This is a genomic window from Amycolatopsis sp. CA-161197, from assembly GCF_050942255.1.
Lineage (GTDB): Bacteria > Actinomycetota > Actinomycetes > Mycobacteriales > Pseudonocardiaceae > Amycolatopsis.
This window is the reverse complement of record NZ_CP192059.1, coordinates 4,527,883-4,550,248: the sequence shown is the minus strand read 5'-3', so window position 1 is coordinate 4,550,248 and position 22,366 is coordinate 4,527,883. Positions and strand designations below refer to the sequence as shown.

General features: G+C 67.0%; 18 protein-coding genes and 1 pseudogene. 6 read left to right on the top strand and 13 right to left on the bottom strand.

Annotated elements, in window-relative coordinates; genetic code table 11:
• Nucleotides 1–5: 5 nt before the first annotated feature.
• Nucleotides 6–5,129 carry an RHS repeat-associated core domain-containing protein gene (locus ACQPXB_RS21775; RefSeq protein ID WP_432855159.1) on the bottom strand — a complete coding sequence of 1,708 codons (5,124 nt, stop codon included), beginning with the start codon at nucleotides 5,127–5,129 and terminating at the stop codon, nucleotides 6–8.
• 76 nt (nucleotides 5,130–5,205) lie between these two features.
• Nucleotides 5,206–6,358: pseudogene (locus tag ACQPXB_RS21770) on the bottom strand (IS3 family transposase).
• Nucleotides 6,359–6,452: 94 nt separating this feature from the next.
• Here ACQPXB_RS21770 and ACQPXB_RS21765 point away from each other — a divergent pair.
• Nucleotides 6,453–7,768, top strand: a protein-coding gene (locus tag ACQPXB_RS21765; protein WP_432855156.1) for an IS3 family transposase whose coding sequence is annotated in 2 segments (ribosomal slippage) — nucleotides 6,453–6,747 and nucleotides 6,747–7,768 — 1,317 coding nt in all. Because the reading frame shifts where the segments join, the coding sequence is not laid out codon by codon here.
• 30 nt (nucleotides 7,769–7,798) lie between these two features.
• Here ACQPXB_RS21765 and ACQPXB_RS21760 read toward each other — a convergent pair.
• Nucleotides 7,799–7,972 (bottom strand): hypothetical protein, encoded by a 174-nt coding sequence (locus tag ACQPXB_RS21760; RefSeq protein ID WP_432855153.1) that lies wholly within the window; start codon nucleotides 7,970–7,972, stop codon nucleotides 7,799–7,801.
• Nucleotides 7,973–9,082: 1,110 nt separating this feature from the next.
• Between ACQPXB_RS21760 and ACQPXB_RS21755 the strand changes: the two genes are divergently transcribed.
• The 3 genes from ACQPXB_RS21755 (at nucleotide 9,083) to ACQPXB_RS21745 (ending at nucleotide 11,648) form a co-directional block, all read left to right on the top strand.
• The gene (locus ACQPXB_RS21755) at nucleotides 9,083–10,423 is read left to right on the top strand and encodes an NAD(P)/FAD-dependent oxidoreductase (protein WP_432855150.1); all 1,341 of its coding nucleotides are present in this window, start codon (nucleotides 9,083–9,085) and stop codon (nucleotides 10,421–10,423) included.
• 30 nt (nucleotides 10,424–10,453) lie between these two features.
• Nucleotides 10,454–11,155 (top strand): RHS repeat-associated core domain-containing protein, encoded by a 702-nt coding sequence (locus ACQPXB_RS21750; RefSeq protein WP_432855147.1) that lies wholly within the window; start codon nucleotides 10,454–10,456, stop codon nucleotides 11,153–11,155.
• 73 nt (nucleotides 11,156–11,228) lie between these two features.
• On the top strand, nucleotides 11,229–11,648 hold the full coding sequence (locus ACQPXB_RS21745) for a hypothetical protein (protein WP_432855144.1): 420 nt from the start codon (nucleotides 11,229–11,231) through the stop codon (nucleotides 11,646–11,648).
• A gap of 42 nt (nucleotides 11,649–11,690) precedes the next feature.
• Here the strand turns inward: ACQPXB_RS21745 and ACQPXB_RS21740 are convergent, their stop codons facing one another.
• The 4 genes from ACQPXB_RS21740 to ACQPXB_RS21725 form a co-directional block, all read right to left on the bottom strand.
• On the bottom strand, nucleotides 11,691–11,972 hold the full coding sequence (locus ACQPXB_RS21740) for a hypothetical protein (RefSeq protein WP_432855141.1): 282 nt from the start codon (nucleotides 11,970–11,972) through the stop codon (nucleotides 11,691–11,693).
• A 40-nt stretch (nucleotides 11,973–12,012) separates the two neighbouring features.
• Nucleotides 12,013–12,207, bottom strand: coding sequence for a recombinase family protein (locus ACQPXB_RS21735; RefSeq protein WP_432855138.1), 195 nt, complete (start codon nucleotides 12,205–12,207; stop codon nucleotides 12,013–12,015).
• A gap of 652 nt (nucleotides 12,208–12,859) precedes the next feature.
• Complete coding sequence (locus ACQPXB_RS21730) at nucleotides 12,860–13,048, bottom strand: hypothetical protein (RefSeq protein WP_432855136.1); 189 nt, start codon at nucleotides 13,046–13,048, stop codon at nucleotides 12,860–12,862.
• 497 nt (nucleotides 13,049–13,545) lie between these two features.
• A complete protein-coding gene (locus ACQPXB_RS21725) occupies nucleotides 13,546–13,692 on the bottom strand; it encodes a hypothetical protein (protein WP_432855134.1) in 147 nt (48 codons plus the stop codon).
• Nucleotides 13,693–13,890: 198 nt separating this feature from the next.
• Here ACQPXB_RS21725 and ACQPXB_RS21720 point away from each other — a divergent pair, with 198 nt between their 5' ends.
• A complete protein-coding gene (locus tag ACQPXB_RS21720; RefSeq protein WP_432855131.1) occupies nucleotides 13,891–14,289 on the top strand; it encodes a hypothetical protein in 399 nt (132 codons plus the stop codon).
• Between the two features lie 84 nt (nucleotides 14,290–14,373).
• On the opposite strand, the gene ACQPXB_RS21715 is transcribed toward ACQPXB_RS21720, so the two are convergent.
• Nucleotides 14,374–14,805 (bottom strand): DEAD/DEAH box helicase family protein, encoded by a 432-nt coding sequence (locus tag ACQPXB_RS21715; RefSeq protein ID WP_432855128.1) that lies wholly within the window; start codon nucleotides 14,803–14,805, stop codon nucleotides 14,374–14,376.
• 948 nt (nucleotides 14,806–15,753) lie between these two features.
• Between ACQPXB_RS21715 and ACQPXB_RS21710 the strand changes: the two genes are divergently transcribed.
• On the top strand, nucleotides 15,754–16,200 hold the full coding sequence (locus ACQPXB_RS21710) for a hypothetical protein (RefSeq protein ID WP_432855125.1): 447 nt from the start codon (nucleotides 15,754–15,756) through the stop codon (nucleotides 16,198–16,200).
• Between the two features lie 536 nt (nucleotides 16,201–16,736).
• Here ACQPXB_RS21710 and ACQPXB_RS21705 read toward each other — a convergent pair.
• The 5 genes from ACQPXB_RS21705 to ACQPXB_RS21685 form a co-directional block, all read right to left on the bottom strand.
• Nucleotides 16,737–16,934 carry a hypothetical protein gene (locus ACQPXB_RS21705; protein ID WP_432855122.1) on the bottom strand — a complete coding sequence of 66 codons (198 nt, stop codon included), beginning with the start codon at nucleotides 16,932–16,934 and terminating at the stop codon, nucleotides 16,737–16,739.
• A gap of 42 nt (nucleotides 16,935–16,976) precedes the next feature.
• A complete protein-coding gene (locus ACQPXB_RS21700; RefSeq protein WP_432855119.1) occupies nucleotides 16,977–17,294 on the bottom strand; it encodes a hypothetical protein in 318 nt (105 codons plus the stop codon).
• 187 nt (nucleotides 17,295–17,481) lie between these two features.
• A complete protein-coding gene (locus tag ACQPXB_RS21695; RefSeq protein WP_432855116.1) occupies nucleotides 17,482–17,886 on the bottom strand; it encodes a hypothetical protein in 405 nt (134 codons plus the stop codon).
• A gap of 410 nt (nucleotides 17,887–18,296) precedes the next feature.
• Nucleotides 18,297–18,479: a hypothetical protein gene (locus tag ACQPXB_RS21690; RefSeq protein WP_432850612.1), complete on the bottom strand. Its 183-nt coding sequence runs from the start codon at nucleotides 18,477–18,479 to the stop codon at nucleotides 18,297–18,299.
• A gap of 1,092 nt (nucleotides 18,480–19,571) precedes the next feature.
• A complete protein-coding gene (locus ACQPXB_RS21685) occupies nucleotides 19,572–22,250 on the bottom strand; it encodes a bifunctional YncE family protein/alkaline phosphatase family protein (protein ID WP_432850610.1) in 2,679 nt (892 codons plus the stop codon).
• Nucleotides 22,251–22,366: the final 116 nt, after the last annotated feature.

Sequence of the window (22,366 nt, the reverse complement as noted above, 5' to 3'; positions counted from 1 at the left end):
CGACTTCACCAGGCAAACAACGCCGCCAGACCCGCGCCAATAGCCCCAAGCGCCTCCCCGACACCAGTAACGAACGCCGCCACCACGATGACCGCGACGACCACCACCGCGACGACCACCAATCCCGTTACCACGTCGTTGACGAAGTCGTTCTTGTTGTTGTTCGACCGCTTCTGCGCGTTCCGATTGCCCTGGTACTTCTCGGCCTGCTTGATCTTCTGCTGCGCGCGGTTGTAGGCCTTGCGATCGTAGCTGGGATCTCCGGCGTTCTTCTTGTCGACGGCCTCCTGCTCGTCCTTGCTGAGCTGCGCACCGGACTGTCCGCCGGGCCGGTACCCGCCGCCGCCCTTGCCCATCGAGTAGGTCTGGCAGAGGCCGGATGGATCGGTGAAGGTCAGCGGGTTCTCCGACGCGTAGCCGTAGGCTGCCCCGGTCGCGTCGACGAGCGGGGCGACGGTGAGGAACTCTGTGGTGACCGGGTCGTAGTAGCGGGCACGGAGGTAGCTGAACCCGGTCTCTGCGTCCGTGTAGCCGCCGGCGTACTGGATCGGGGTCTTCGCGCCGGTCGAGGTCGCGATCACCCGGCCGTACGGGTCGTAGGCGTATGTCCCCACGATCGCGCCGTCTGCGCCGAGCAGAGCCCGGGTCGAGCCCTGCGCGTCGTGGAAGAACCACTGCGTGCCCGACGTGGAGACCTGTTCGATCGGCACTCCACCCGGCCCGTACACGAAGTCTGTGACGCCGTCACTGAGCAGATCCGGAACCTGGCCGTCGTCCCAGGTGAACGCGTTGGCGACCGCACCCGAGGTCTTGGTCGTGCGCAGGCCGGAACCGTCGTAGGCGTAGGTCGCGCTGCCATTCGGACCGCTGACCGAGGTCAGCCGGTCGGCCTGGTCGTAGCCGTAAGTCGTGGCCGAAGCGCCTGCCGGGGTCACCGAGGTCCGGTCGCCTTGCGCGTTGTATTGATACTTCGTTGCGTCCGTGGGAGCAGCCGAGCATCCGGCAGTGCTGGTTCCGCCGGGCAGCGCCCAGCAGATCTGCCCAGTCGCGTCGAAGGCTTGGCTCGACCCGGCCGTGGTAGTCGGGTGGGCAGCCGCGTCGTAGCCGTAGGCCGCAGTCGTCGATCCTGTCGTGGACGATTTCAGCTGCTCGCGCGCGGTGTAGGCGTAGACCTGGGCGCCCCCCGGCAACCCAATGGGCGCCACGGTCAGCGGTTGCCCTGCACCGTCGCGGGTATAGGTCATCGACGCCAGCATCGTCGCCCCGGAAGCCACCTTTAGCGCCGACAGGTCACCGGCTGGGTCGAAGGTGCTCGTTACGACATCGCCGTTGGGGTAGGTCGTCGACGTGAGCTGGTTGGCTGCGTCGTACCCGAAGCCGGTCGACTGGTTGTTCCAGTCGGTGACCGACGTGGGCCGGTCGGACTTGTCGAACGTCTGGGTGACGTTCTTCGCCGTGCTGCCTGGGTAACCGATGCTGATCCGGTTGCCGTTGTCGTCATAGCTGTATGTGATCGTCGCGCCGGCGCCCTGCTGGTGGCTGGTCACCTCGCCGAAGGCGTCGTAGGTCCACGACGACGTGCCGGTGCCGTCCGTCATTGTCGTCTTGCGGCCGTCGGCGTCGTAGGTGTAACGCACCGCCGGGGTAACGCCGTCCGAATAGGACACTGAGGTCGGCTGGCCCGCCGCGTCGTAGCCGAGCGTTGTGGTTCGGCCGCTCGCGTCGGTCGTGCCGACCAGGCGTCCAGTGGGGTCGTAGTGCGACCCGCTGGGGCGGTGGTCGGCGTCGGTGCGGCCATTCTGTCTGCCCTGGCTGTCGTACCCGAAGGTGGTGCGGTTGTTCAGGCCGTCGACGTTCGCCGCGACCGTGCCGTCCGGGTTGTACTCCACGCGCTCCACGGTGTTGTCGGGCAGGGTCGTGGACACGGCCCGGTCGTCTGCGTCGTAGGTCGTCAGCGTCGTGTTGTTGTTTCCGTCGGTGGCCGAGACCGGGTTCCCGTCCGCGTCGAACGACGCCTTCATCTGGTGCCCCATGGGGTCCGTCGTGGACACGACGTGGCCCCAGGCGTCGTAACCGAAGATGGTGCAGCCGGTTGCGGGCGGAGTGCAGCCCGGCGCTACACCCGCCGCCGCGCCATTGGCGTCCACAGTGGACGTCACGCGGCCGGTATTGGTGTCGTAGGCATTGAACGTGCGCCCGTTCATCCGGTCGGTGACTGACAGGACGTCGCCGAACCCGTCGTATACCGTGGTGGTGGTGCCGTTCCTCGGGTCCGTCACCCGGGTGCGGTCACCCGGGTGTGCCGCGTCGTCGTAGTAGGAATTGACCGTGCGCACCGGCGCCGGGCCGAAGTTGCCGGTGGTCGACTCGACGACGTTGTTGGCCCTGGTCGCCGTACTGGAGGTGAGCACACGCTCGCCGGCCGCGCCGACCGGGATGTGCCCATCCTGGTCGTACTGGTTCACCACGGCAACCCCGGCCGGGTCGATGGTCTCGATCAGGTTGCCCGCGTCGTCGTAGGCGTAGTCGGTGGTCAGGCCGAGAGGGTTCGACGCCGACGTGCGGTTGCCGTGGTCGTCGTAGGTAAACGTCCACAGCCCGCCGTCGGGGTCGGTTTGGCCGGTGACGCCGAGGGTCACCGGATCGTAGGTGTAGCTCGACGTGCCAGCGTCGGGCGTGCCGTAGCCCTTCGTCTCCGAGACCAGCAGCCGGTTCTGGTACGTGTCGAGCGTCTGATGCCCGGACGGGTCGGTGCTCAGCGTCTGCCCGGCGGACAACCCACCGTCCGGGCCGTGGACGAACGTCGTCGCGCCGCCATCGGGGTCGGTCTGCTTCGTGACCCGCTCGGCGGAATCGTAGGTCATCGCAGTGACCGCGGCCGCGGGGCCGCCGAAGTCCTTCGGCGTGCGCATGGATGTCATCAGGTGCGTGCCCGGCGCGTAGGTGTACTGCGCGTGGTCGTCGTCCTTGACGGCCGGCGTGCGCGTGGTGCCGACGCCGAGCACGTCCGTGAGGTTGCCCTCGGCGTCGTATCCGTACGTGGCTTGGCGGCCTGCGATGTCCGACAGTCCGGTGATGTGGTTCCCGGTCCACGTCAGGGTGTAGGCCCGGTTCGCGGGGTCGGTGACCTTCGCCAGGTGCCCGGCCCCGTCGTAGGTCAGCGTCGTGCGGTACGTCGGGAACGCCTTGCTACCGGCCAGGTCCGACTCCGTGGTCAGCCGCCCGGTTGCGGCGTCGAAGGTGTAGATACTTGGCCCGCGCCGGGTGTAGACATAGTCGCCGCCGCTCTTCACCAGCGCGGCGTCGAATCGCGGCACGGCCGGCGCGTAGGCGCCGTTCGTGTCCGTGAACTCGACCTGCGAGCCGTCCTCCTGGTGCACGGTTACGTTCCCGTTGGCCGGGTCGGTGGTCGCGCTGAGGTCATAGGAGAAGTCCCAGCCCCAGCCGAACGGGCCGTCCGCCGCCGCCGCGCCGTTGGGTCCGTGCGGATCGGCGATGCTCTCAGCGTAGCTGCGGCTGAACTCCAGCACCTTGCCCCGGCCCGGCGTGGCCAGGTCCGTGAAGGTGTCCCCGAAGTAGCCGGTCGACGTGTCCACGGGGTCACCGGCGGTGCGCGCGCCGCAGCCGCAGTTCACCCATGCCGGGTTGGAGCCCTTGGGCGCGTCTTGGATACCCGGCGGGCCACCGATCGGCTGGCCCGGGGTGCCGCCCTGGGGGACGAACGCGACCGCGTCGAACGCCACGTCGAAGTCGGAGAAGCCAAAGCCGCCCTGGTCGACCGAGCTGCCGTTGTTGGTCAGGGTGACGTTGCCGCCGTTCTCCATGGCGAACGTACCGATCGTGACCCACTGCTCGGAGTTCCATGCCTGGTTCACCCGGATCTTCCACGGTGCGACGCCGCCACCCGGGTTGATGTTGTACACCACGTTCGTGGCTTCCGCGCCGAGACCGGGCAGGTGCAGCTTGACCTTGTAGTACTGCAGCGACGGCAGGTTCGGCGTCCACACCCCGGTATTGATCAGCGCTGGATTCGAGCCGTCCTCGGTGTGGGTGAACAGGACCCGGCCGCCGAGGCCTGTGCCGAGTTGGTGGGTGTCGATCGCGCCGATCGGGTCACCCGCGGAGTTCGTGCCGTAGGAGTAGGTGAACGTGCCGTTGCTCGACCAGTTCGCTGCTCCACAGCCCTGCAGGTTCAACCGCGACGGTTCGTCGTCGACGATGATCGACCCGCTCGGCACCTTAGACGTGTCCTGGCTGCAGGTCGGTGGGTTCTGCGTCGGGTTCGCCGGTTCCGACCCGCCGGAGACCGCGTACGGACTGGTCGCACACGTCGTGGCACAGTTCGGGATCCACGTCACGGGGTTGTGCCACCAGCACTCGAAGTCGTCGAGCATGCAATGGCTCGCACCCGGATTGGAGGAGTTGGTGGCATTGGGATCGCACTGGTTGCCCGTGAGCGAGCACATCGCGGTGAACGGCGCCGGCTGCACCCAGTTCTGCCCACCGTTGTAGGTCGGCTTCGCATACGCCTGACTGCCATAGCGAATCAGCGGGCTCGCGGTCCAGCCCAGCACGCGTTCCTGGTAGGGCCAGCTTGCCGGGTGCGCCGCGTCGGCGTAGGTGTCCTGCAGGTACGGGTCGCGGTTGGGCGGGTAGTCCAGGTTCGCCGGGTTGTTGGTCCAACCCAGACCCCACGTGCCGTGCGGGCTGGTGCAGGACGGGCCGGGGGTGCAACCGGTGGTATTGCCGTTGGCCGCGTTCGGCTGGATGCCCGAGTTGTATGCCCAGGCCGCGAAGTACCAGTTCTCCAGGTAACGCGGGTCGGCGTTGTTGGCGGTAATCCCGGCGGAGTAGAGCTGGTTCCAGGTGCTCTCGAGGATCTGCAGGCCAGCGGCGATGTTCTCCTGGTAGTCGACCGCGACCTTCCACTGGCCGTGCTCGGACAGCGAGTGGTCACCGATATGCATCCCATCGGTGACCTGACTGATCCCGTAGCCGCAGTCGGAAGCGGCATAGTTGATCGAGACGATGTCGCCACCCGCGCCGTAGTAGCTGGCGATCAACGGATCGCCCGCGGTGCCGGCGGGCGCATGCCAGGAAGCCTGCGACCAGTTCGACTCCTGCGCCATGATGCCCTCTGATGCGCCCCGAGTTCTGTGCAGGCTCTGGTCTGCCCCGGGTCTCGTGGAGTCCGGTTGCTGGATTTCATGCCACGACGGTTGCGTTCTCGAACTCTATCGGAGTCAGCCATCCCAGTTGGCTGTGGCGGCGTTGGCGGTTGTGCCAGATCTCGAGGTACTCGAAGATCGCGTTGGCCAGCTCGACCCGGGTGCGCCATCGGTGACGGTCGAGTAGTTCGACTTGCATGCGCGACCAGAAGGACTCCATCATCGCGTTGTCGTAACAGTCGCCGACGCTGCCCATCGATGGCGCGAGCCCGGAGTCCTTCGCGCGCTTGGTGAAGGCCCACGATCCATATTGGACTCCCTGGTCGGAATGGATGATCGTGCCGGACTTCGGTGCCCGGTTGTCGATGGCCATGCCGAGCGCGTTCGTCACCAGGGCCGCGGTCGGTGAGGAATCGATCGACCAGCCCACCACCCGGCGGGAGTAGACATCGAGCACGACCGCGCAGTAGACCTTGCCCTCGTGGGTGCGATGCTCAGTGATGTCTGTGAGCCACTTGCGGTTCGGGCCCGAGGCGGTGAAATCGCGCTTCACCAGATCCTTGGCGATCTCGTCGGGCTGGGCGCGCTTCCACCGCGGCCGTCCCATGGCGCCGGCCAGACGAGCGCGGCGCATCAGCATCTCTACTGCCCCGTGACCGACCAGGATCCCACGCCCCAGCCTCAGCTCGGCGTGCACGCGGCGGGCACCGTAGCGCCCCTGGGAGTTCTGGTGGATCTCGGTGATCAGATCGGTCAGCCAGGCGTGCCGGATCGAGCGGGCTGACGGTGACCGGGATCGCCAGGCGTAGAACCCCGACTCCGACACCCCCAGCACCCGGCACCCGGCACGCGAGCTGGGCCGGCAAACCCTCCTCAGTCATCGCCGCGATCGCGGCGTAGCGGGCTTTTGGGGGCACCGCCTCCTTCTTCAGCAGCTCGGTCGCACGCCGATGCACCGCCAGCTCGGCCTCCAACTCGGCAATCCTCTTCTTCGCGGCGGTCAGCTCGGCCTTCTCCGCGCTGGTCAACCCGGACTCCAGACCCCGGTCGATCCGATCCTGCCGCCGCCAGGCATAGATCGTCTGATCGCTGATCCCCAGATCATCCGCCACATCGGCGACCCTGCGACCAGCCTCGATCAGGTCCAGCACCTTCCGCCGGAACTCCGGCGGATACCCACGACGTCCCATACCACCCTCTCAAGATCAAGTGGCATAAGAATCCAACAATCACACTCTGTCAAACCCGGGGCAGACCACTCTGATCTCAGGGAGGATGCAGAGCATGCCGGCACCGAAGAAGTACAGCGACGAGCTGCGTGAGCGGGCGACGCGGATGGCGTTGGACGCGATCGCGTCCGAAGGGCAGCGGATGCCGGCGATCCGCCGGGTCGCGGGTCAGTTGGACGTTCACCCGGAGGCGTTGCGGACGTGGGTCAAGCGCGCCGAGATCGACGCCGGCACGGCGCCCGGTCGCACCAGCGATGATGCCGCGCGGATCGCTGAGCTGGAGCGCGAGGTGCGTGAGTTGCGGCGGGCGAACGAGATCCTGAAGACGGCCTCGGCGTTTTTCGCCGCCGCGGAGCTCGACCTCAAAATCAAGTAGCGCCTGACGATTCCACGCCTCGGCGGGAGGTTCCGCTCGCGGTGGTTGTCGACTATATCGACGACTACCGCGAGCGAGTTGTCGAGGGGAAGAAGCTCGGGGTCGAGTCGATCTGCGCAGTCTTGAATGCTACGGATGTGCGGATCGCCCCGAGAACGTATTGGGCAGCCAAGAAGCGCACACCGTCGAAACGCTCCGTGCGAGATGGGGAACTGTTCACTGAGATCGAGCGCGTGTTCCGCGAGAATTACGGTGTCTACGGGGCGCGGAAGGTCCATGCCCAACTCAACCTGGAGGGAATCCGGGTGGCTCGCTGCACGGTCGAGCGGCTGATGCGCCAGAAGGGCCTGCAGGGACTACGGCGAGGCAGGCGGCCCAGGACCACCATCGCTGCTGCCTCGCCTTCGCCGGCGGACATGGTCGACCGGCGCTTCACTGCCGACCAGCCGAACCAGCTCTGGGTAGCGGACATCACCTATAGCCGGACGTTTTCGGGGTGGGTGTACGCCGCGTTCGTCATCGATGTGTTCTCAAGAATGGTCGTGGGGTGGCAGGTGTCAACCTCGTTGCACACGAATCTCGCCCTCGACGCACTGGAGATGGGGATCTGGGCCAGAAAACGAGCCGAACAGGACGTGACCGGACTCGTCCATCATTCCGACCGCGGAGCTCAATACCGAGCCATTCGCTATACCGAGCGCTTGGCGGAAGCAGAAGTGGTCGCCTCGGTCGGTTCGCGCGGAGATTCCTACGATAACGCGATGGCCGAGGCATTCAATTCGCTGTTCAAGGGAGAATTGATCCATAACCCTGCTGTCCGTGGCCGCGGTTGGCAATCAGTTCGTGATGTCGAGATCGCCGTCGCCGAATACGTCGACTGGTACAACCATCGCCGTGTCCACGGCGAGCTCGGCCAGCGCACTCCAGCCCAGACCGAAGCCGGCCACCAAGCGTCACGCTATGATCAACCCTTCGAGCCTGCCCGGGCTCGGTGACAGACAACGCTGCACCAGACCCGGGGCGCATCAACCCATCGGCTGCGCGGCGATGTGCCCGGCCGTGATGGATGGCGTGGTGGGGGTGGTCAGCGGCGTCGCGCTGGCGGTGCCCCCTGTTGTAAAGGCGACCACGCCCGTGACGATCGCGCCGAGCAGAACAGCGGCGGCACCCGTGCGGGCCTGGGAGATACGAGACTTCATGATCGGTCCCTTCAGAGATGGCCTCTGAGCTCCGCCCAAGGGCCCCTGTCGCTTTCGGGGACAGCGAAGCAGTCGAGCACCGCCAAGACCGCAAACCTGAACGGAACGGTACCCGTTCCTACTACGGAACGGTCCCCTTCGTACAACGGCGTTGGAGGAACATCGGAGCTGTGATTCTTTGACCGGTGATCCGGCTGGGTCGGGTTGCTGCCAGGCTGACGCTGGCATCGGGGCATGACCCGCATGGGAACTGGCGCCTGCTGGCTGCCTTGTTTTCGAGATGTCTGCTCGGGTGCCGGTGTCGGCCTGGCCCACCCCGTTGGCCTGATTAGCAGCTCGTCCGCCGCGCGTGCGCGGCGTGACTCATCACAGTTCTGCCACGCGGTGACTCCACCCAGGCCGACACCGACCACACGGTCGTCTTCGTCGGAAAGGGAAGAACAACCGCATGACCATGCTGGCAGAACAGGTCGACGGCGTCATCGGCGTCGACACGCGGAATATCCAACGGAATAGCTCGTGACCAGCGCGAATCTGGTTCAGGGCCTGTGCGTTCGCGCCGGCGGCGAGCGGCGCGGATTTCGTCGTCGGCGTGAGCCCGATGTTCGCGAGAAGGAAAAACTCATGGTCCGTCCGAGTGAATCCAGTTCAGTCGTCATAATCTCAATTAAGGGAGAATGTCCGCTTTGCACTAGGTCGAACGGTGCATGGCAGCGTGGCAAACCACGAAAGGGAGCTTGCTAATCGCCGTAGCGGTCCGCGCGATTACGGTGATCCCGGTCATAGTTGCCAGGTGGGTGTGTTCCGGGTGAAATTCTCTGCCGGTGGCTCCGCTGGGGGGTTGCCCGTGGGCGGAGGGCTGGACGATGGCTGCTTCGCGACGCTGGGCACGACGGGACAGCCGGGGCTGGCCGATCGCAAGGCGGAGGCTCGCCGGCCGGGTGATGGCGGTGGAGGTCGCGATCACGCTGGTCGCGTCCACTGGTGGCCAGACGGCTTATGGATCTAGCCTGTCGTCGCTGGCGACGCCGCAGCAGCGTTCATCTCCGGCTGAGGAAGTTGTCCCGCTTCGTATCCCCGGTCACTGCACCCGAGAAAACAGAGGGCATCATGCGGAAAATCTTGATCGTCGGCGGTGGCTACGCGGGCTTTTACGCGGCGTGGAAACTCGAAAAGAAGCTGCGTCGGGGCGAGGCCGAAGTGACGGTGGTGGACCCGCGGCCGTACATGACCTATCAGCCGTTCTTGCCCGAGGTGATGGCCGGGTCGATCGAGGCCCGGCACGCCGCGGTGTCGCTGCGCCGCCACCTCCACCGCACACGCGTCATCACCGGGATGGTCGACGCGATCGACCACAAACGCCGTTCGGTCACGGTCCGGCCCGCCGGCGGTGACACGTTCGAGCTGGGCTACGACCTCGTCGTGGTCACCGCGGGGGCGGTCACCCGCAAGTTCCCGGTGCCGGGCATCGCCGAACAGGCCATCGGTCTCAAGCACGTGGAGGAAGCGGTAGCGATCCGCGACCGGCTGCTGACGTCGTTCGACCGAGCGGCCGTGCTGCCGCCGGGGCCGCGCCGGCAGAAGCTGCTCACCGCCACTTTCGTCGGGGGCGGGTTCTCCGGAGTCGAGGGCTTCGCCGAGCTGCTGTCGCTGGCGGCCGCTTTGCTGAAGCGCTATCCCGAACTGCACCGCGACGAGCTCCGGTTCCACCTCATCGAGGCGTCAGGCCGGATCCTGCCCGAGGTCACCGACTCGCCCGGCCGCTGGGTCGTGCGCTTCCTCCAGCGGCGTGGTGGGCGGGTGCACCTGGACACGCAGATCAAGTCGATGACCGGTGGGCACGTCGTGCTTTCGACCGGCGAGGAGTTCGACTCGGAGCTCATCGTGTGGACGGCCGGCAACGCGGCGAACCCCGTTGTGGACAAGCACACCGACCTGCCGGTGGACGAGCGTGGATTCGTCGTCGCCCGGCCGGACCTGCGGGTCGGTACCGACGCCGAACCGGTGCCCGACGCGTGGGCCGCCGGCGACGACGCCGCGATCGAAGACCTCACCTCGCCGATCCCGGGCACCCGCACGGTGCCCAACGCCCAGCACGCCGTGCGCCAGGGCAAGCTGCTCGCCCGCAACATCGTCGCAACCCTTCGCGGCGGAAAGCCGAAGAACTACCGGCACCACAGCCTCGGCTCCATCGCGGAGCTCGGCATCGGTCACGGGATCTTCCAGTACCGGCGACTCGTGATCAAGGGGCCGCTCGCCTGGCTGATGCACCGTGGCTATCACGTGCTGGCCGTGCCCAGCTGGGAACGCAAGGTCCGAGTACTCGTGATCTGGCTGACCGCCGGGTTGTTCGGCCGGGACATCCTCTCGCTGGCGTCAGTGCAGCACCCTCGCGACGCCTTCGTCGACGGCGGTGAACCCGCCGTTCTGACTCAACCGGACCTCTCCTGAACCACCACCGGAGCTGTCGACACCCAAAACGTGCCCGACAACTCGCCCGGCTCGATGGACTACGGCTGGCTCGGCGAACACCAGCGCTCCTATGAACACACCGGTGGACTGTCCCTGGTCCAGATGGGCGCCCGCCCATACAGCCCCCTGCTCGGCCGTTTCCTCTCCGTCGACCCCGAGGAAGGCGGCTCCGCCAACGACTACGACTACGTCGCCGGCGACCCTGTCAACGGCCTCGACCTCGACGGGCACGGCTGGTTCAGCTCGATCGTCAAGGCCGTCACCCGCGTCGCGGAAGTCGTGTCCTGGGTGCCCGGTCCGATCGGGGCAATCGCCAGTGGTGTCGCCGCTGCCGGCAACGCGATCCAGGAAAACTGGGGACGCGCGGCGATGTACGCGGCCGGAGCGATCACGATGGGGGCGGCCCAGTACATCGGCGCCGCCGTGCGGGTGGCCAAGTATGTGCGCAGGGCGACGTCGGTGGCCAAGAGAAGTGCGTCCAGGGTCACGAAGGGGGTGGCGAAGTTCTTCCGCAACGGCGACAACTACGTGCGGATTGGCAGCCAAACGCCCTTTCCAGGTGGCGCGTTTCCCTCGGTCCGGCTCCTAAAGCACTACAAGAAGCTCGGCAAGCTCGGACGGGCCCTGAACCCGATACACATCCATCTGGAATGGCGCAAGTTTGGCATAGACTTCAATTGGCGTCACAAATCTCATTACAAGAAGTGGTGATTTAATGACATCCGGAGCTGGTCGCCTGCTCCTCGAGTTCCTAAGAGAGCTCCAGGCGACCACCAGGTGGGCAGTGACGGTGGTGAATCCAGATGAGACCGGCGCCCTGTCGAGGTGGCAGCTGAGCGGTTTGAATTGGAAAGCCATTGTGACTGTCGAGCCGCAGCGCTGGCTAGGATTGGAATTCGAGACGCGTAATCCGGTCACAGGAAAGCGCGCCACCTATGACATCGACACCGACTTATACGATATATCGAAGGACGAGAACCGGGAATTCTCGGAGGGGATTGAACGCGATATTATTGAATTTCTTGACAACTTGAGAAAAAGAGTCGTCCTGCGTGGAAATGACGGGAAGAAGTTCGTTCTCGTCTTTCCACTGGAAGGTTCCTACGTCCGCGTCGTCCAGGGTCGATTCGCTACCAGCACATCCACGCACGCTGATCTCGCCGCCGCGCAGCTCGGGGAAGGTGACTACGTTCCGGTGGAATAACGAGGAGGCCTGCTAGTCCGCCGGTGGTTTCGGCCGGATCGGCTACAGGGAGACGTATTCGCGGATCTTGCCGCGGATGTGGGGGCGGTGGTCGCCGATGGCGATGCCCAGGGTCGGGAGCCGCGTGGCGATCTGCAGCTCGGACAGCGGCTTGGTGACCGGCACGTCGGCGTAGCCGCGGTCGTCGGTGTCCCACTTCGCCAGGTCCGCCTCGACGCCGCGGATGCGGGCGACGACGCCGTCGACGACGTAGACGATCGCCTTGAGCCGTGGCCAGCGGGCCGGGGAGATCGGGAACCACTTGCGGTCGGCCTCCAGCTGCACCTTCTCGCCGGCGCCGGTCTCGCCGTAGCGGCGACTGGTGTCAGCATCGATCTTGCGCGTGCGGGTGTCCGCGGAGCTTGTCCAGCATCAGGTCCAGCTCCGGGCGCGAGGACAGCTTCCCGGAGACCTTCTCGACGAACACGTTCCCCCCGGCCACCCCGGCCGCGGCGAGCGCGTCGATCTGGTGATTAGTGCTCTGAGCGCGGGTGGACACCCGGGCGTACCCGAACCGCATGCGATGAGTCTCCAAACTCCCCGATGGCCGTTAGGCGCACGTTGATTTCGATACACAAGATTGCGGCTCGTGCTACCTGGCGACTCCCCCGTCGGGTCAATGAGTGCCGAAAACGATCGTTTTAGAGACCCATGGGCGCAGCTGCTGGATGAGGTTTCCACTCTCGGGAGCAGTCGAGGCGCAAGATGGGGACTTGTCCGCGTGGAGCTGGTGATCGAGATGCCGCGACTGATGTAGGCGGCGACGGTGCCGGGCAGCACGTTTGTGGCGACCAGGCGGTAGGACACATGCCGGAGGGTGGGGTTGGTGGGGCTGGATGCCCCCGCTCCCGCCGCGGCAGCGGGAGTCCGGCGGCAGGAGCAGGAGGCACATGAGCCCGCCCCGCGCTGCCGTGGAGAGGGGGCGCAGCGAGGCGGGGTGGCTTGAGGCCGGCGCGGGGGTCGCCTCTCGGCGAGTGGCGCGACCCGGGGCCGACGACTCGGCGGTCCGGAAGCAGTGGCGGGAGCCCGGGGACACCACCGCACCCACAATGACTTACAACGCTGCCCGGCCCCGGATATTCCACAGTGGACGGGGGAGATGCGCCCGGTGATAGTCATCAGCGGGACGGTGTTATCCGCGCCCCAGATGTAACCCCTCGTGCGCGTTCCGGCTAGGCGGCACGCCGCGGCCCGGCAACCGCTTCCGCGTACACCCGGTCGAGCTGGTGCAGGCGGATGTGCCGGAGCGCTTCGCCGAACGTGCTGGCGTTGTACCAGAACCAGCCACACCCGTCGCACTGGCAGTGCCAGCGGTCGGATTGGCCGCAGTACTTGTTGCTGGCGTGGTGGTGGTTGCTCATGACGTCGCTTCTTCCGGGCTGAACGGGACCCATTCAGTCTGGCGGGCGGACAGTTCCGCGTCGTCACGGCGAGCGGGCATTTCCCGGGCCCGGGTGCCAGGAGCCCGCTCTACCGGCTGGCCGGTATCAGGCGCTGGTGGTCTGCTCCGCGAACGGGAGGGCCGCCTCGATCCTCGTGCCGTCGCGGGCGGGCTGGTCAGGGGCTATTCCGTCGGATATTTCGCGAGATGTCGGGGAACTCGTGGGAGATGCTCGAGCAGTCGGGGCAGACGAACGGCGGGGACGCTGACCTGGGCGGCAAGCGACAGTGACTAGAAGCCCGGCAGTTGGTGCTCGAGGGGGTCGAGCCAGCGGTCGACGGTCACGTCGTAGCGGCCAAGGGTAAGTGAGTGGCGCAGCCGGCGGCACGACGTTCCACGCGCGGCCGTGACGGTCGCGCTGATCAGCCGGCGAGGCCCCGACTCTGCCCGCTGAGCACGGGTGACCAGCCGGAAGATTCAGCGGCGCGGGCGGGTGCTGGTCCGCCGGTACTGGGCCCACGCGTCGATCCCGATCAGCACAGGCTGGCTCACCGCGAGGTTCGCGCGGTGCACCCGCTGCCGCGGCGTCAGGCCGCCGGCGGGCCTCAAGGTCGCGTCGTCCACGAACAGCAATCTACGGGTCGCGCAGGGCAGCGGGCGTCATCGCGTGGCGGGATCCGCACCTTGGTGGGGGCAGCATCCAGCAGACCTGTCCTCAACGGTCGGCTTGGCCCAGTGATTGGCAGTCACGCTCCGCCCTGGCATGTGCAGGCAGTACAGGTTCGCGGCTGCGTCGCTGGTCAGTGGGGTGACGATGGACATGTGCCCGTGCCGTCCCTGCCGTTGCGGCTCGCTGTCGCCGAGCCGGCCGCCGTGCTGCCCGAGGCCGGCCACGGGTACGAACCCAAGCTCGACGGCTGGCGCTGCCTCATCCACGTGCCTGCCGGGGCGGTGCAGTCCCGCACCGGCAGCAGCCTGGTCGACCGGTTCCCCGGGATCCTCGAGGCGGCGGCCACGCTGGGCCGAGTGGTACTCGACGGCGAGATCGTCGCCTACCGCGACGGCCGGCTGGACTTCGCGGCGCTGGGCTACGGGCCGGTGCGGCGCCGCGCCGAGGGCGTCACGGTGGTCTGCGTGGCGTTCGACCTGCTCGGCTGGCGCGGCCGCGACCTCCGACCGTGGCCGTACTCGCGCCGACGGGAACGGCTCGAAGCGGTCTAAGGCACACACGGAAGGTCGTGACGGGTTCAGCGTTTGCCGTGCCCGCTCCGATCAGCAGGCCGCCGAACACTACTGCGGCGCCGATCAGCGCGCGCGTTCTCGCGAATGCTCCCACCACCGAGGGCGCGCACCGCGCCTGACACCGGGTGGACCCGTGTCGCCATCCGGGCACATCACCGCGGCGACACGGGTCGCTCGGTTGGCTGGGTTGAGAGCCCTCAGGCGTTCTCCAGCCTGAAGTCGGGCGGTCGGGTTGAAGTCGCGCAGGAGCTGATTGGCGATCCGTAACCCCGGCGCGATGACCAGCACACGGCGAACTTTGAGTGCGAACGGCGCGAGCGTGATGAGCCCTGACTTGCCGCAGCCAACCGGCAGCACGATGCCCGCTTCGCGATGATTATCGATGTCGTCGAAGTGCTCGACGACGGCGTCGTACGCCTCGGTCTGCGGTTCACGCAAGCGAGCATTACCGTCGATCTTCGGGCTGAGGCGCTGAAAAGCAGGTTCGTCACGCAAATCAGGTTTCTCCTTGGACAGAACAGAGATATGAACGGTTGCTAAATGATTCAATTTTACGAAGACAGCGCCTTCAATTTGGACCGAACTGTCCGTTTCCCGACTGGTGCACCCCGCTTAACTATTCTGGCTCGTACGGCTACGTCGCGCATCGCCTCCTCGGCGTTACGACGCGGTGCCACGACAGCCAGCCTTTGGGCGCCCCTGTGCGCCTACCTCCTGTCCGCCCCGGCACTCGACCTGGAAACCGGCGACATCCCCGTGTCCCAGCAGCCCGCACCCCGACCGGCGAACCCGTCCGCACCATCACCACCACCGGCCACCAATCGCTCGTCGGATGGCCCACCAGCCGCGCCGCGGTCGAGCAGTGCACCTTCTGCATGCTCACCCCGCACGAGATCGCCGCCGGCATGGGCTTCGCCGCCGGGGCCGGCAGACCGCAGATAGCGGCCGCGGGCCGGGCTGCAGAGGACGTCCCAGGCCGCGTCGCCGACCACGTCCTGAACCTGCGAGGCACCCTGCTGTCGCCGGGCAAACCGTGCGCCAGACGAGGTGGCTCTCGACGTTCATCGATGTCCCGCAGTGTCGCAGTTTTCACGTCGCGCCGCGAAGCTTGGCAGGTCACAGCGTGCGCGGCGCTCGCGCGGAGTCGACGCTCGTACTGCGGCCCATGATGAAGCCAACTTCGTTTACCTCACGTTCACGCGAGCGTCGTGTAATGACGGTCTACGCCGACACGGGCTGGAGGCGACAGTGCACGACCACACGATGGAGATAGAGGCGCACCGGGACCCGGGTCCAGAGTGCCCGTCGTGGCCGCGCTGGTGGCGGGACTTCTGGGCCGTATATGCCCTACACGCCTGCTGCGTAGCGTTGTTATCCAGCGGTCATAGCCCTATCCGGCGTGGCAGGTCGCGCCGAGAACAATTCACTGTATTGGAGGAGGAGATGGCTGCATCAGACGCGCTGGCGACCATGTCTGCCAAGGCCAAAGAGGTTGAAGACGAAGCCAAGGAGATTGAAGACAAGATCCACAGCGCAACGACCACTCAACGGGCCACTGCGGAGGAAGACGTCGCCCGGGCCCGGACCTCAGCTGCGGAGCGCAGTCAGGAACTGCGGGAGAAGATCGAGCAGACGAAGACCGACGCCGCTTCACGGTGGCGTGACGTCCAGGAGTCATGGGACAGGCACGTTCAGCAGATCCGCTCCAGCATCGGCGAAAAGCGCCACGAGATGGACGTCAAGCAAGCTGCGAAGCAGGCCGACTTGGCCGAGTCCGATGCCGAGTTCGCGGTTGCCCATGCCATGGCCGCCATCGAGGAGGCGGAGTACACGGTGCTTGAGGCGGTCCTCGCTCGCGACGCCGCCGACAAGCTCAAGGCCGGCGGGTGATGACGACGCGTTGCCCGGTTCGTTCCAGCAGGAAAGCCGCGCACGTCGACCACGGTGCAACAGAAGGCCAAGCTGACGGTGACTCTCGCGAGGCGGCGGGCGAGGCCGGCTCGGTCCCACTCCACGTCGACCGCGCGTAACCATCGTCACCACCGCAGCAAGGCGTAGGCGTAGGCGGACCGACCCCGTGCTGTTGTCCTGCGCAACGAAGTCGAGCGAGAACAGCCGAGTCGGCTCGACCGGTGTGCCGTCGTCGGCAATCACCAGCCACGGCACCACACCCTCGCCAGCAACTACCCGCCCCACTGCGGCAGCTGGAGTGCGTCGACCTCCCGGCGAGCTCTATGACCTGCGACCACGAGCGACCTTCCTCGACGACGTCGCGGAAGGACTACCGCCCAGGATCAGTCTCCGGACGTTGTCGCTGCGGTGTGTTGCACCGTTGTCCGGTCAACAGAGAACGTCACCGGCCGGCCGTGCAAGTGTGGCAGCAAGACCGGGGCGACGCGGGTGTAGTAGTGCACGATTATCTGGACTTAAATCTGACTCGCGGAGGTGTTCGCCTCAAGCCAGGGGACGATCGCGGCAACGAAGCCGTCGGGGTTGGTCATGGGGCGGCCGTTCATGGTGGCGACCAGGTGGCCGACGCCGAACAGGGCGTCCCAGATGCGGGCGCGGCGGTATGTGCTGTCGGGCACGGCGCGGCGGACGTTGTCCCAGCCGTGCCAGGCCATCAGGGCGGACGACGCCGTTCGTCCTTCTGCTCGGGTGAGTCCTCATACGAGGATCTCCATCGGAGGTCGGGTCCACTTCCATGCTGCGTCGCACATCACCGGCTCGACGCCTCGTCGGTGGTGCACGACGCGACCGTCGATCCAGACGATGAGTGCGACCAGGTCGTCGCGCGCAGGGGTCAGACCGATTCGAACGTGCCGGCCGTCGAGGGTGGACTCGTGGTCGGCGGTCACCCACTGGTGGGTGGTCGGGCTCCAAGCCACGTCCCAGGCCGGGTCGCGTTCAAGATCGGCGATCGACCGCGGCGCGCAGACGTTGCCACTCTGACCGGACACCTCCCCATGATCCCTCACGGTCACGGAAATCACGGTTAAGGTCGCCAACCGTCTTTCAGCACCTCACCACGCCGGCCACGGCGAAACCGCTGCGAACCCAGCGACGAAGACCGGCATTACCCCGTGCGGACCTGCTGGTGCCACGCGCGTACAGATTCCGCCGACGGGCAAGATCACCGGCGAGGAGCACCCTGTCCCTCGTGCTGATTGCTCAGGCTCCGACAAGTCGGGCGTGCAGGTGCGCGGCGAGTCGGATCCGCAGCCCCCGCACATCTGCGAGAGCGATCGTGAACGTGTTGACCGGCCGGTACCCGACGAGATCCGATGCGTCCCCGCACGGCCCGCTCACGTAGACGAACCCGTCCTCGGGATCGGTGTGCGGCTCGGCCCACGTCCGCGCAGCACCTCGGCCGGCTCCGCGGTAGGACCGCCAGAACAACGGCGTTTTCATGATCTCCCCGAGGGCCGCGGTGAACCCCGCGACGTCGCGCTCGGGCAAACCGAGCCCGCGCCCGTCCCAGACCCTGGGCAGCGCCTGCACCGGCGCGTGATCCTCGCTCGGAGCCGTGCACACGAACACTGCGACGTGCCCCTCCAACCGGAGGCTCCCCTTCATCCCCGACTCCGGCCCGACCGTTCGTGAGCAATTCTGCGGGAGACAACGGGGCGGCGACAGAGACGAAGGTACTCACCCACAAGCCCGTGGGCTCGTGTCCGCGCGAAATCCACGGCAGGCGGCCGTAGAGGCGAATTGCCGACCGCGAAAACTCGGCGCTTGGTGTCGAGTGAAGTTCTTTAGGACAGTTGGAGGAACGAGGCGCGGACGGTTGAGCAGAAGATCGCGATGCTGCGAGAGCTGTTCGCCGACGCGCCGGAGGTGGGCAGGACGGCGCTGGAGAACGTGCTCAGCAGGCCGGCGTCGGACGCGTCTCGGAAGCCGCCAGGTCCCGCACCACTGAGGGAGCGCGGTGTGCTAGCTGTATTGCCTCGAGAGGTTGCGAACGGTCCGACACGTAGTCGGATGATCTAGTAATCGGGGTCGGTGCTGGTGAACACCAGCACCTGGACCGTGTCGTCGGCCTCGGTTTCCTGGATGAGGGACACCAGATCGCGAACCAGGTCGGGCCCGAGGAGGTTCATGGGCGGGGCCGCGATCCCGGCGAACAGAACGGCGTTTTCCTGGCGGACGGTGAGGGTCTCGAGAATCACCGGGCTTCCTCGGCTGGGGCGGCCCGGCCTCCCGCGCGTCGCGCATCAGGGCCCCGCGGTGACCAGTGACCAGCTCGATCAGCCGCCGCGACGCCGCCGGCGCCTGCACCGGCGTGACCTTCGCGGTGCCGGCCAGTTCCCGCTCCCCCAGCCTGCGCCCGGGATTGTCCGGCTCGGCCCCGGCCACGAGGACCGCGTGCGCCCGCCGGTGGAAGTACGTCTCGCGCAGCACCATCAGCTCCCGCTCGTCCCCCTTCTGCACGATCGCGTCCACGTCGTGTCCAGCGGTCAGGTGCCCGGCCGCCGTCCGCTCGATGTCCATCCGTCAAGCCTGACGCTCACACGCTTGGCCACAAAATTGGACTCCACCGCCACCTTCAAAGACCACCGCGACGACCGGGAAGGGCGAGGCGCGCGCGGCGATCGCCCCGCTCCCCGCGCAGCGGTGGGAGGGACAGCGGGCCCAGTACAGCGCCCTGGTGGGCGTCTCGCCCTCGGCGGGCGAGGCGCTGGAGAGCAGCTGCACGCCGCGCTCGGCGAGCTGGAACCGCTGCTCGCCTCCGGTGACGGGCCGGTCCGGATGACCGACAAAGGCGGGAATCGTCGTCTCCCAAGCTCTCGGCGATGGCCGTGCCCGACGCCGTTGAGCGGCTGCACCTGCAGCTGGTGGACCTGCTGCCACGGCCGCAGCTGACCGAGCTGCTCATCGAGGCCGACCGACGGGCCGCGTGGTCGGCGCGGTCGAAGGGAGAGACACCGAGTCCGACGAGACCGGCCGCCCATTACCGGTGGTGGTCGCGTACTGGACGTCCACCGCCGTTCACGCGGGGTGGACGTCTGGGTCGGCTTGGCGGGATTGGTGGAAATCTCCAGGGCGGCTCGAGGACGATGTCGGGCGGGTACTGGCGGGAAACCATCGAGTCCCCAGCGGCCGAATGGTCGAGGTGCCGGTCGAGCTGCGTCATGCCGGGGAAGGCTGAGCACCGCGCGGGTTTCCGGCCACTGCCTTCGCGTCTGGAAGGTCGAGGCGAGGCGGAGGAAGGCCCCCGGCCGACGGGATCGGACGGGGGCCTTCCGGTAATCGATCAGCTATCAGCCGTCGTTGTCGGCCGAGGGGAGGTAGGAACCCGGGACATCGTTGGGTGCGTAGACCTTCTTCTCACCCGGGTAGGGCTGCTCCCACCCGTGTGCTTCGTACCAGTCGAAGTGGTTCATCTGGGCCGGGTTGGCGGAGTCCGGCACGGCGTTCGGGCCGGTGAGGTGCTGCTGGGACTTCCAGGTGTCCCACTGGGCCGCGACCTGCTGCTTGTCCGCGGGCACCACGGTCGACGGCACGGGCGCGGCCGCCGGGTTCGCGGGCGCCGGCACGTCGGCGCCGCATGAGGGCAGCGTCTTCACACCGGCGGTCAGCGAGGTCCGGTTGGGGACCGCGGTGAACGGCGTGAAGTCGGGCTTCGGGGTGAAGGCCTGACGCATCGGCGACGCTGCGCTGTCCTTCTGGTTCATCGGCTGGATCCCGAGGATCTGCTCGATGGTCCGGATCATCGTGATCTGCGAGTAATAGTGGTTGTCCACCACGGCGTGCTGCGCATACGGGCTGATGATCTGGATCGGCGCGCGGTGGCCGTCGACGTGGTCCGAGCCGGCCTGGGAGTCGTCCTCGACCACGAAGATCGCGGAGTCCTTCCAGTACGGGCTGTGCGAGATCGTGTCGACGATCCTGCCCACGGCGAGGTCGTTGTCGGCGACCTGCGCCGGGCCGCTGGCCGGGCCACCGGTGTGGTCGTTGGAGAGCCAGAACATGTTCAGGTTCGCGGGACCGTTCTTCTGGAAGTCCTGCTGCCAGACCTGCTCCTTGTAGACGTCGGGCACGCTGGTGTCGAACTTCGGGAAGCCGGGCACCGACACCTGGTTCAGCGACGGGATCGCCGAGCCGACCTTGATCGGGTAGGCGCTGGGCTCACCGGTCGCGGCCATGTTCTTGGCGTCGCAGTAGTAGTTCTGCCACGTCCCGCCGGCCGGCTTGGTTTCCAGCGACTGGAACTCGCCGTAGTCCTTGACGGACTGGCCGGCGGCCTGCGCGCCGGTCCAGATGAAGCCGGACTTCTGGTGGCCGAGCACGTCGTCCTCGGTGTCGTAGCTGCGCTCGTACTCACCGGCTGAGGACTCGGTGTACTCGGGGTTGTCGGCCTGCATGAGCCAGTTGTGGCCCTCGGCGGAGTTGGTGCCGATGTCGTAGGTGTTGTCATACAGCCCGAACTGCTCGGCCAGCGCGTGCTGGTTCGGCGTCACGTTCTGGCCGTAGGTGGTGAAGGAGGGGTCGCCATTGCCCTGGGGCAGGTCGCCGTAGACCTGGTCGTAGGTCCGGTTCTCCTTGACGATCAGGAAGACGTGCTTGATCGACGAGGGGTCGCCGAGCTTGACCGGGACCGGCATCGGGGGTGTGTTGCCGGTGCCGTTAGCCGTGGCGACCGAGTTGCCGCGCCAGCCGTTCTGGGTGAACACCGTGCCGGTCTCACCCTTGATCACGTCGTCGCCGGGCAGCGTGAAGTGCGTGAGGCTGGACGTGGTGTCGTGGGTGCCGTGCGCCGGGCCGGCGGAGCGGCGGGCGTCGACGCCGCGGGTGTTGGACACCACGACCTGGTCGCCGACGGTGGTGATCTCGGCCGGGAAGTAGTCCGTCGGCAGCAGGCCGACGTAGCTGACCGGCTCCTGCGCGCTCGTGTACTTGTAGACCGCGACGGCGTTCGCGCGGCCCAGCGTCACCAGCAGGTGACCGTCGCCGGTCAGGGTGACCGCGTCCGGCTCGTAGCCCACCGAGGCCTCGGGCCACGGCTGCGTGGCGATGGTCTGCACGACCTTGTCCTTGGCCGAGTCGATCACCGACACGTCGTCGCTCGCCGTGTTCGTGACGAACACGGCGCCGTTCTTGGCGTACACCGCGCTCGGGTGCAGCCCGACGTCGATGCTCCCCGGCGCCGCGGCCGCGTTCGCGAGGTCGATGACGCTGACCGTGCCACTCGTGGAGGCACCGGTGTCCGGGTTGGCCGGCACCTGGGTGCCGTAGGAGTTGATCGTGATGTCACCGGGCTGCGCCAGTCGCCCGCCCTCATTGCTCACATAGAGCTTCGAGCCGACCTGCACCATGCCACGGGGCGCGATGCCCACGTTCCAGGTCTGCTTGATCGTCCCGGTCGCCGTGTCGATCGCGGCCACCCGGTTCTGGCCGTTGACTGCGACGTAGGCCGTGGTCCCGTCCGCGGAGAAGACCAGGCCCGAGGGCAGCGCCTTCTTCGACCCGTTCGCGGCGATCGCGATGAAGCTCGGCGCGCCGACGGTGCCGTCGGCGTTCACCGGGAAGCGGTCGATGCCGTTGAGCTGCGGCATCCACAGCGACGTGCCGTCCGGGCTGTAGAACGGCCCTTCCTGCCCGACGTTGTTGTTGTTGATCACCAGGTTGGCAGACTTGTCCGTGCCGATCGTCTGCTGCACTGTCCAGCTCTTCAGATCCACGATCGTCAGCGCGATGCCGCCGTCCGTGGTCAGCGCCGCGAGGTGGGCACCGTCCGGGCTGGTAGTGGACGACATGATCTTGCCCTTGGGCACGAGCATCCGGTCGCCGTAGGGGGCCAGGTACTGGTCAGCGGACACGACCTGACCGTTGTCGGTTGTCTCGCCCACCTGGTCGGTGCCGAACAGCTCGGTCTGGGCGAAACCGATCCCCGTTCCGGTGGCGACGAGGCCGATCGCGGACAGTCCGGCCGTGGCCATGCTGACCCATCGGCCGCCGCGGCGGCCGAGAAGCGCAGGCTTCTCGGCACGTCGTCTGAGGCGCGTTACCTGCATTGTCTGGTCGTCCCTTTCGTGGCGGGGAGTGTTCACAAAGG

Bases quoted from the DNA above. Each gene is read 5' to 3' on its own strand.
- ACQPXB_RS21735 (WP_432855138.1), bottom strand. From the start codon at position 12,207: ATGCGGTTCGGGTACGCCCGGGTGTCCACCCGCGCTCAGAGCACTAAT.
- ACQPXB_RS21730 (WP_432855136.1), bottom strand. From the start codon at position 13,048: ATGAGCAACCACCACCACGCCAGCAACAAGTACTGCGGCCAATCCGAC.
- ACQPXB_RS21705 (WP_432855122.1), bottom strand. From the start codon at position 16,934: ATGGCCTGGCACGGCTGGGACAACGTCCGCCGCGCCGTGCCCGACAGC.
- ACQPXB_RS21685 (WP_432850610.1), bottom strand. From the start codon at position 22,250: ATGGCCACGGCCGGACTGTCCGCGATCGGCCTCGTCGCCACCGGAACG.
- ACQPXB_RS21775 (WP_432855159.1), bottom strand. From the start codon at position 5,129: ATGGCGCAGGAGTCGAACTGGTCGCAGGCTTCCTGGCATGCGCCCGCC.
- ACQPXB_RS21755 (WP_432855150.1), top strand. From the start codon at position 9,083: ATGCGGAAAATCTTGATCGTCGGCGGTGGCTACGCGGGCTTTTACGCG.
- ACQPXB_RS21760 (WP_432855153.1), bottom strand. From the start codon at position 7,972: ATGAAGTCTCGTATCTCCCAGGCCCGCACGGGTGCCGCCGCTGTTCTG.
- ACQPXB_RS21710 (WP_432855125.1), top strand. From the start codon at position 15,754: ATGGCTGCATCAGACGCGCTGGCGACCATGTCTGCCAAGGCCAAAGAG.
- ACQPXB_RS21695 (WP_432855116.1), bottom strand. From the start codon at position 17,886: ATGAAGGGGAGCCTCCGGTTGGAGGGGCACGTCGCAGTGTTCGTGTGC.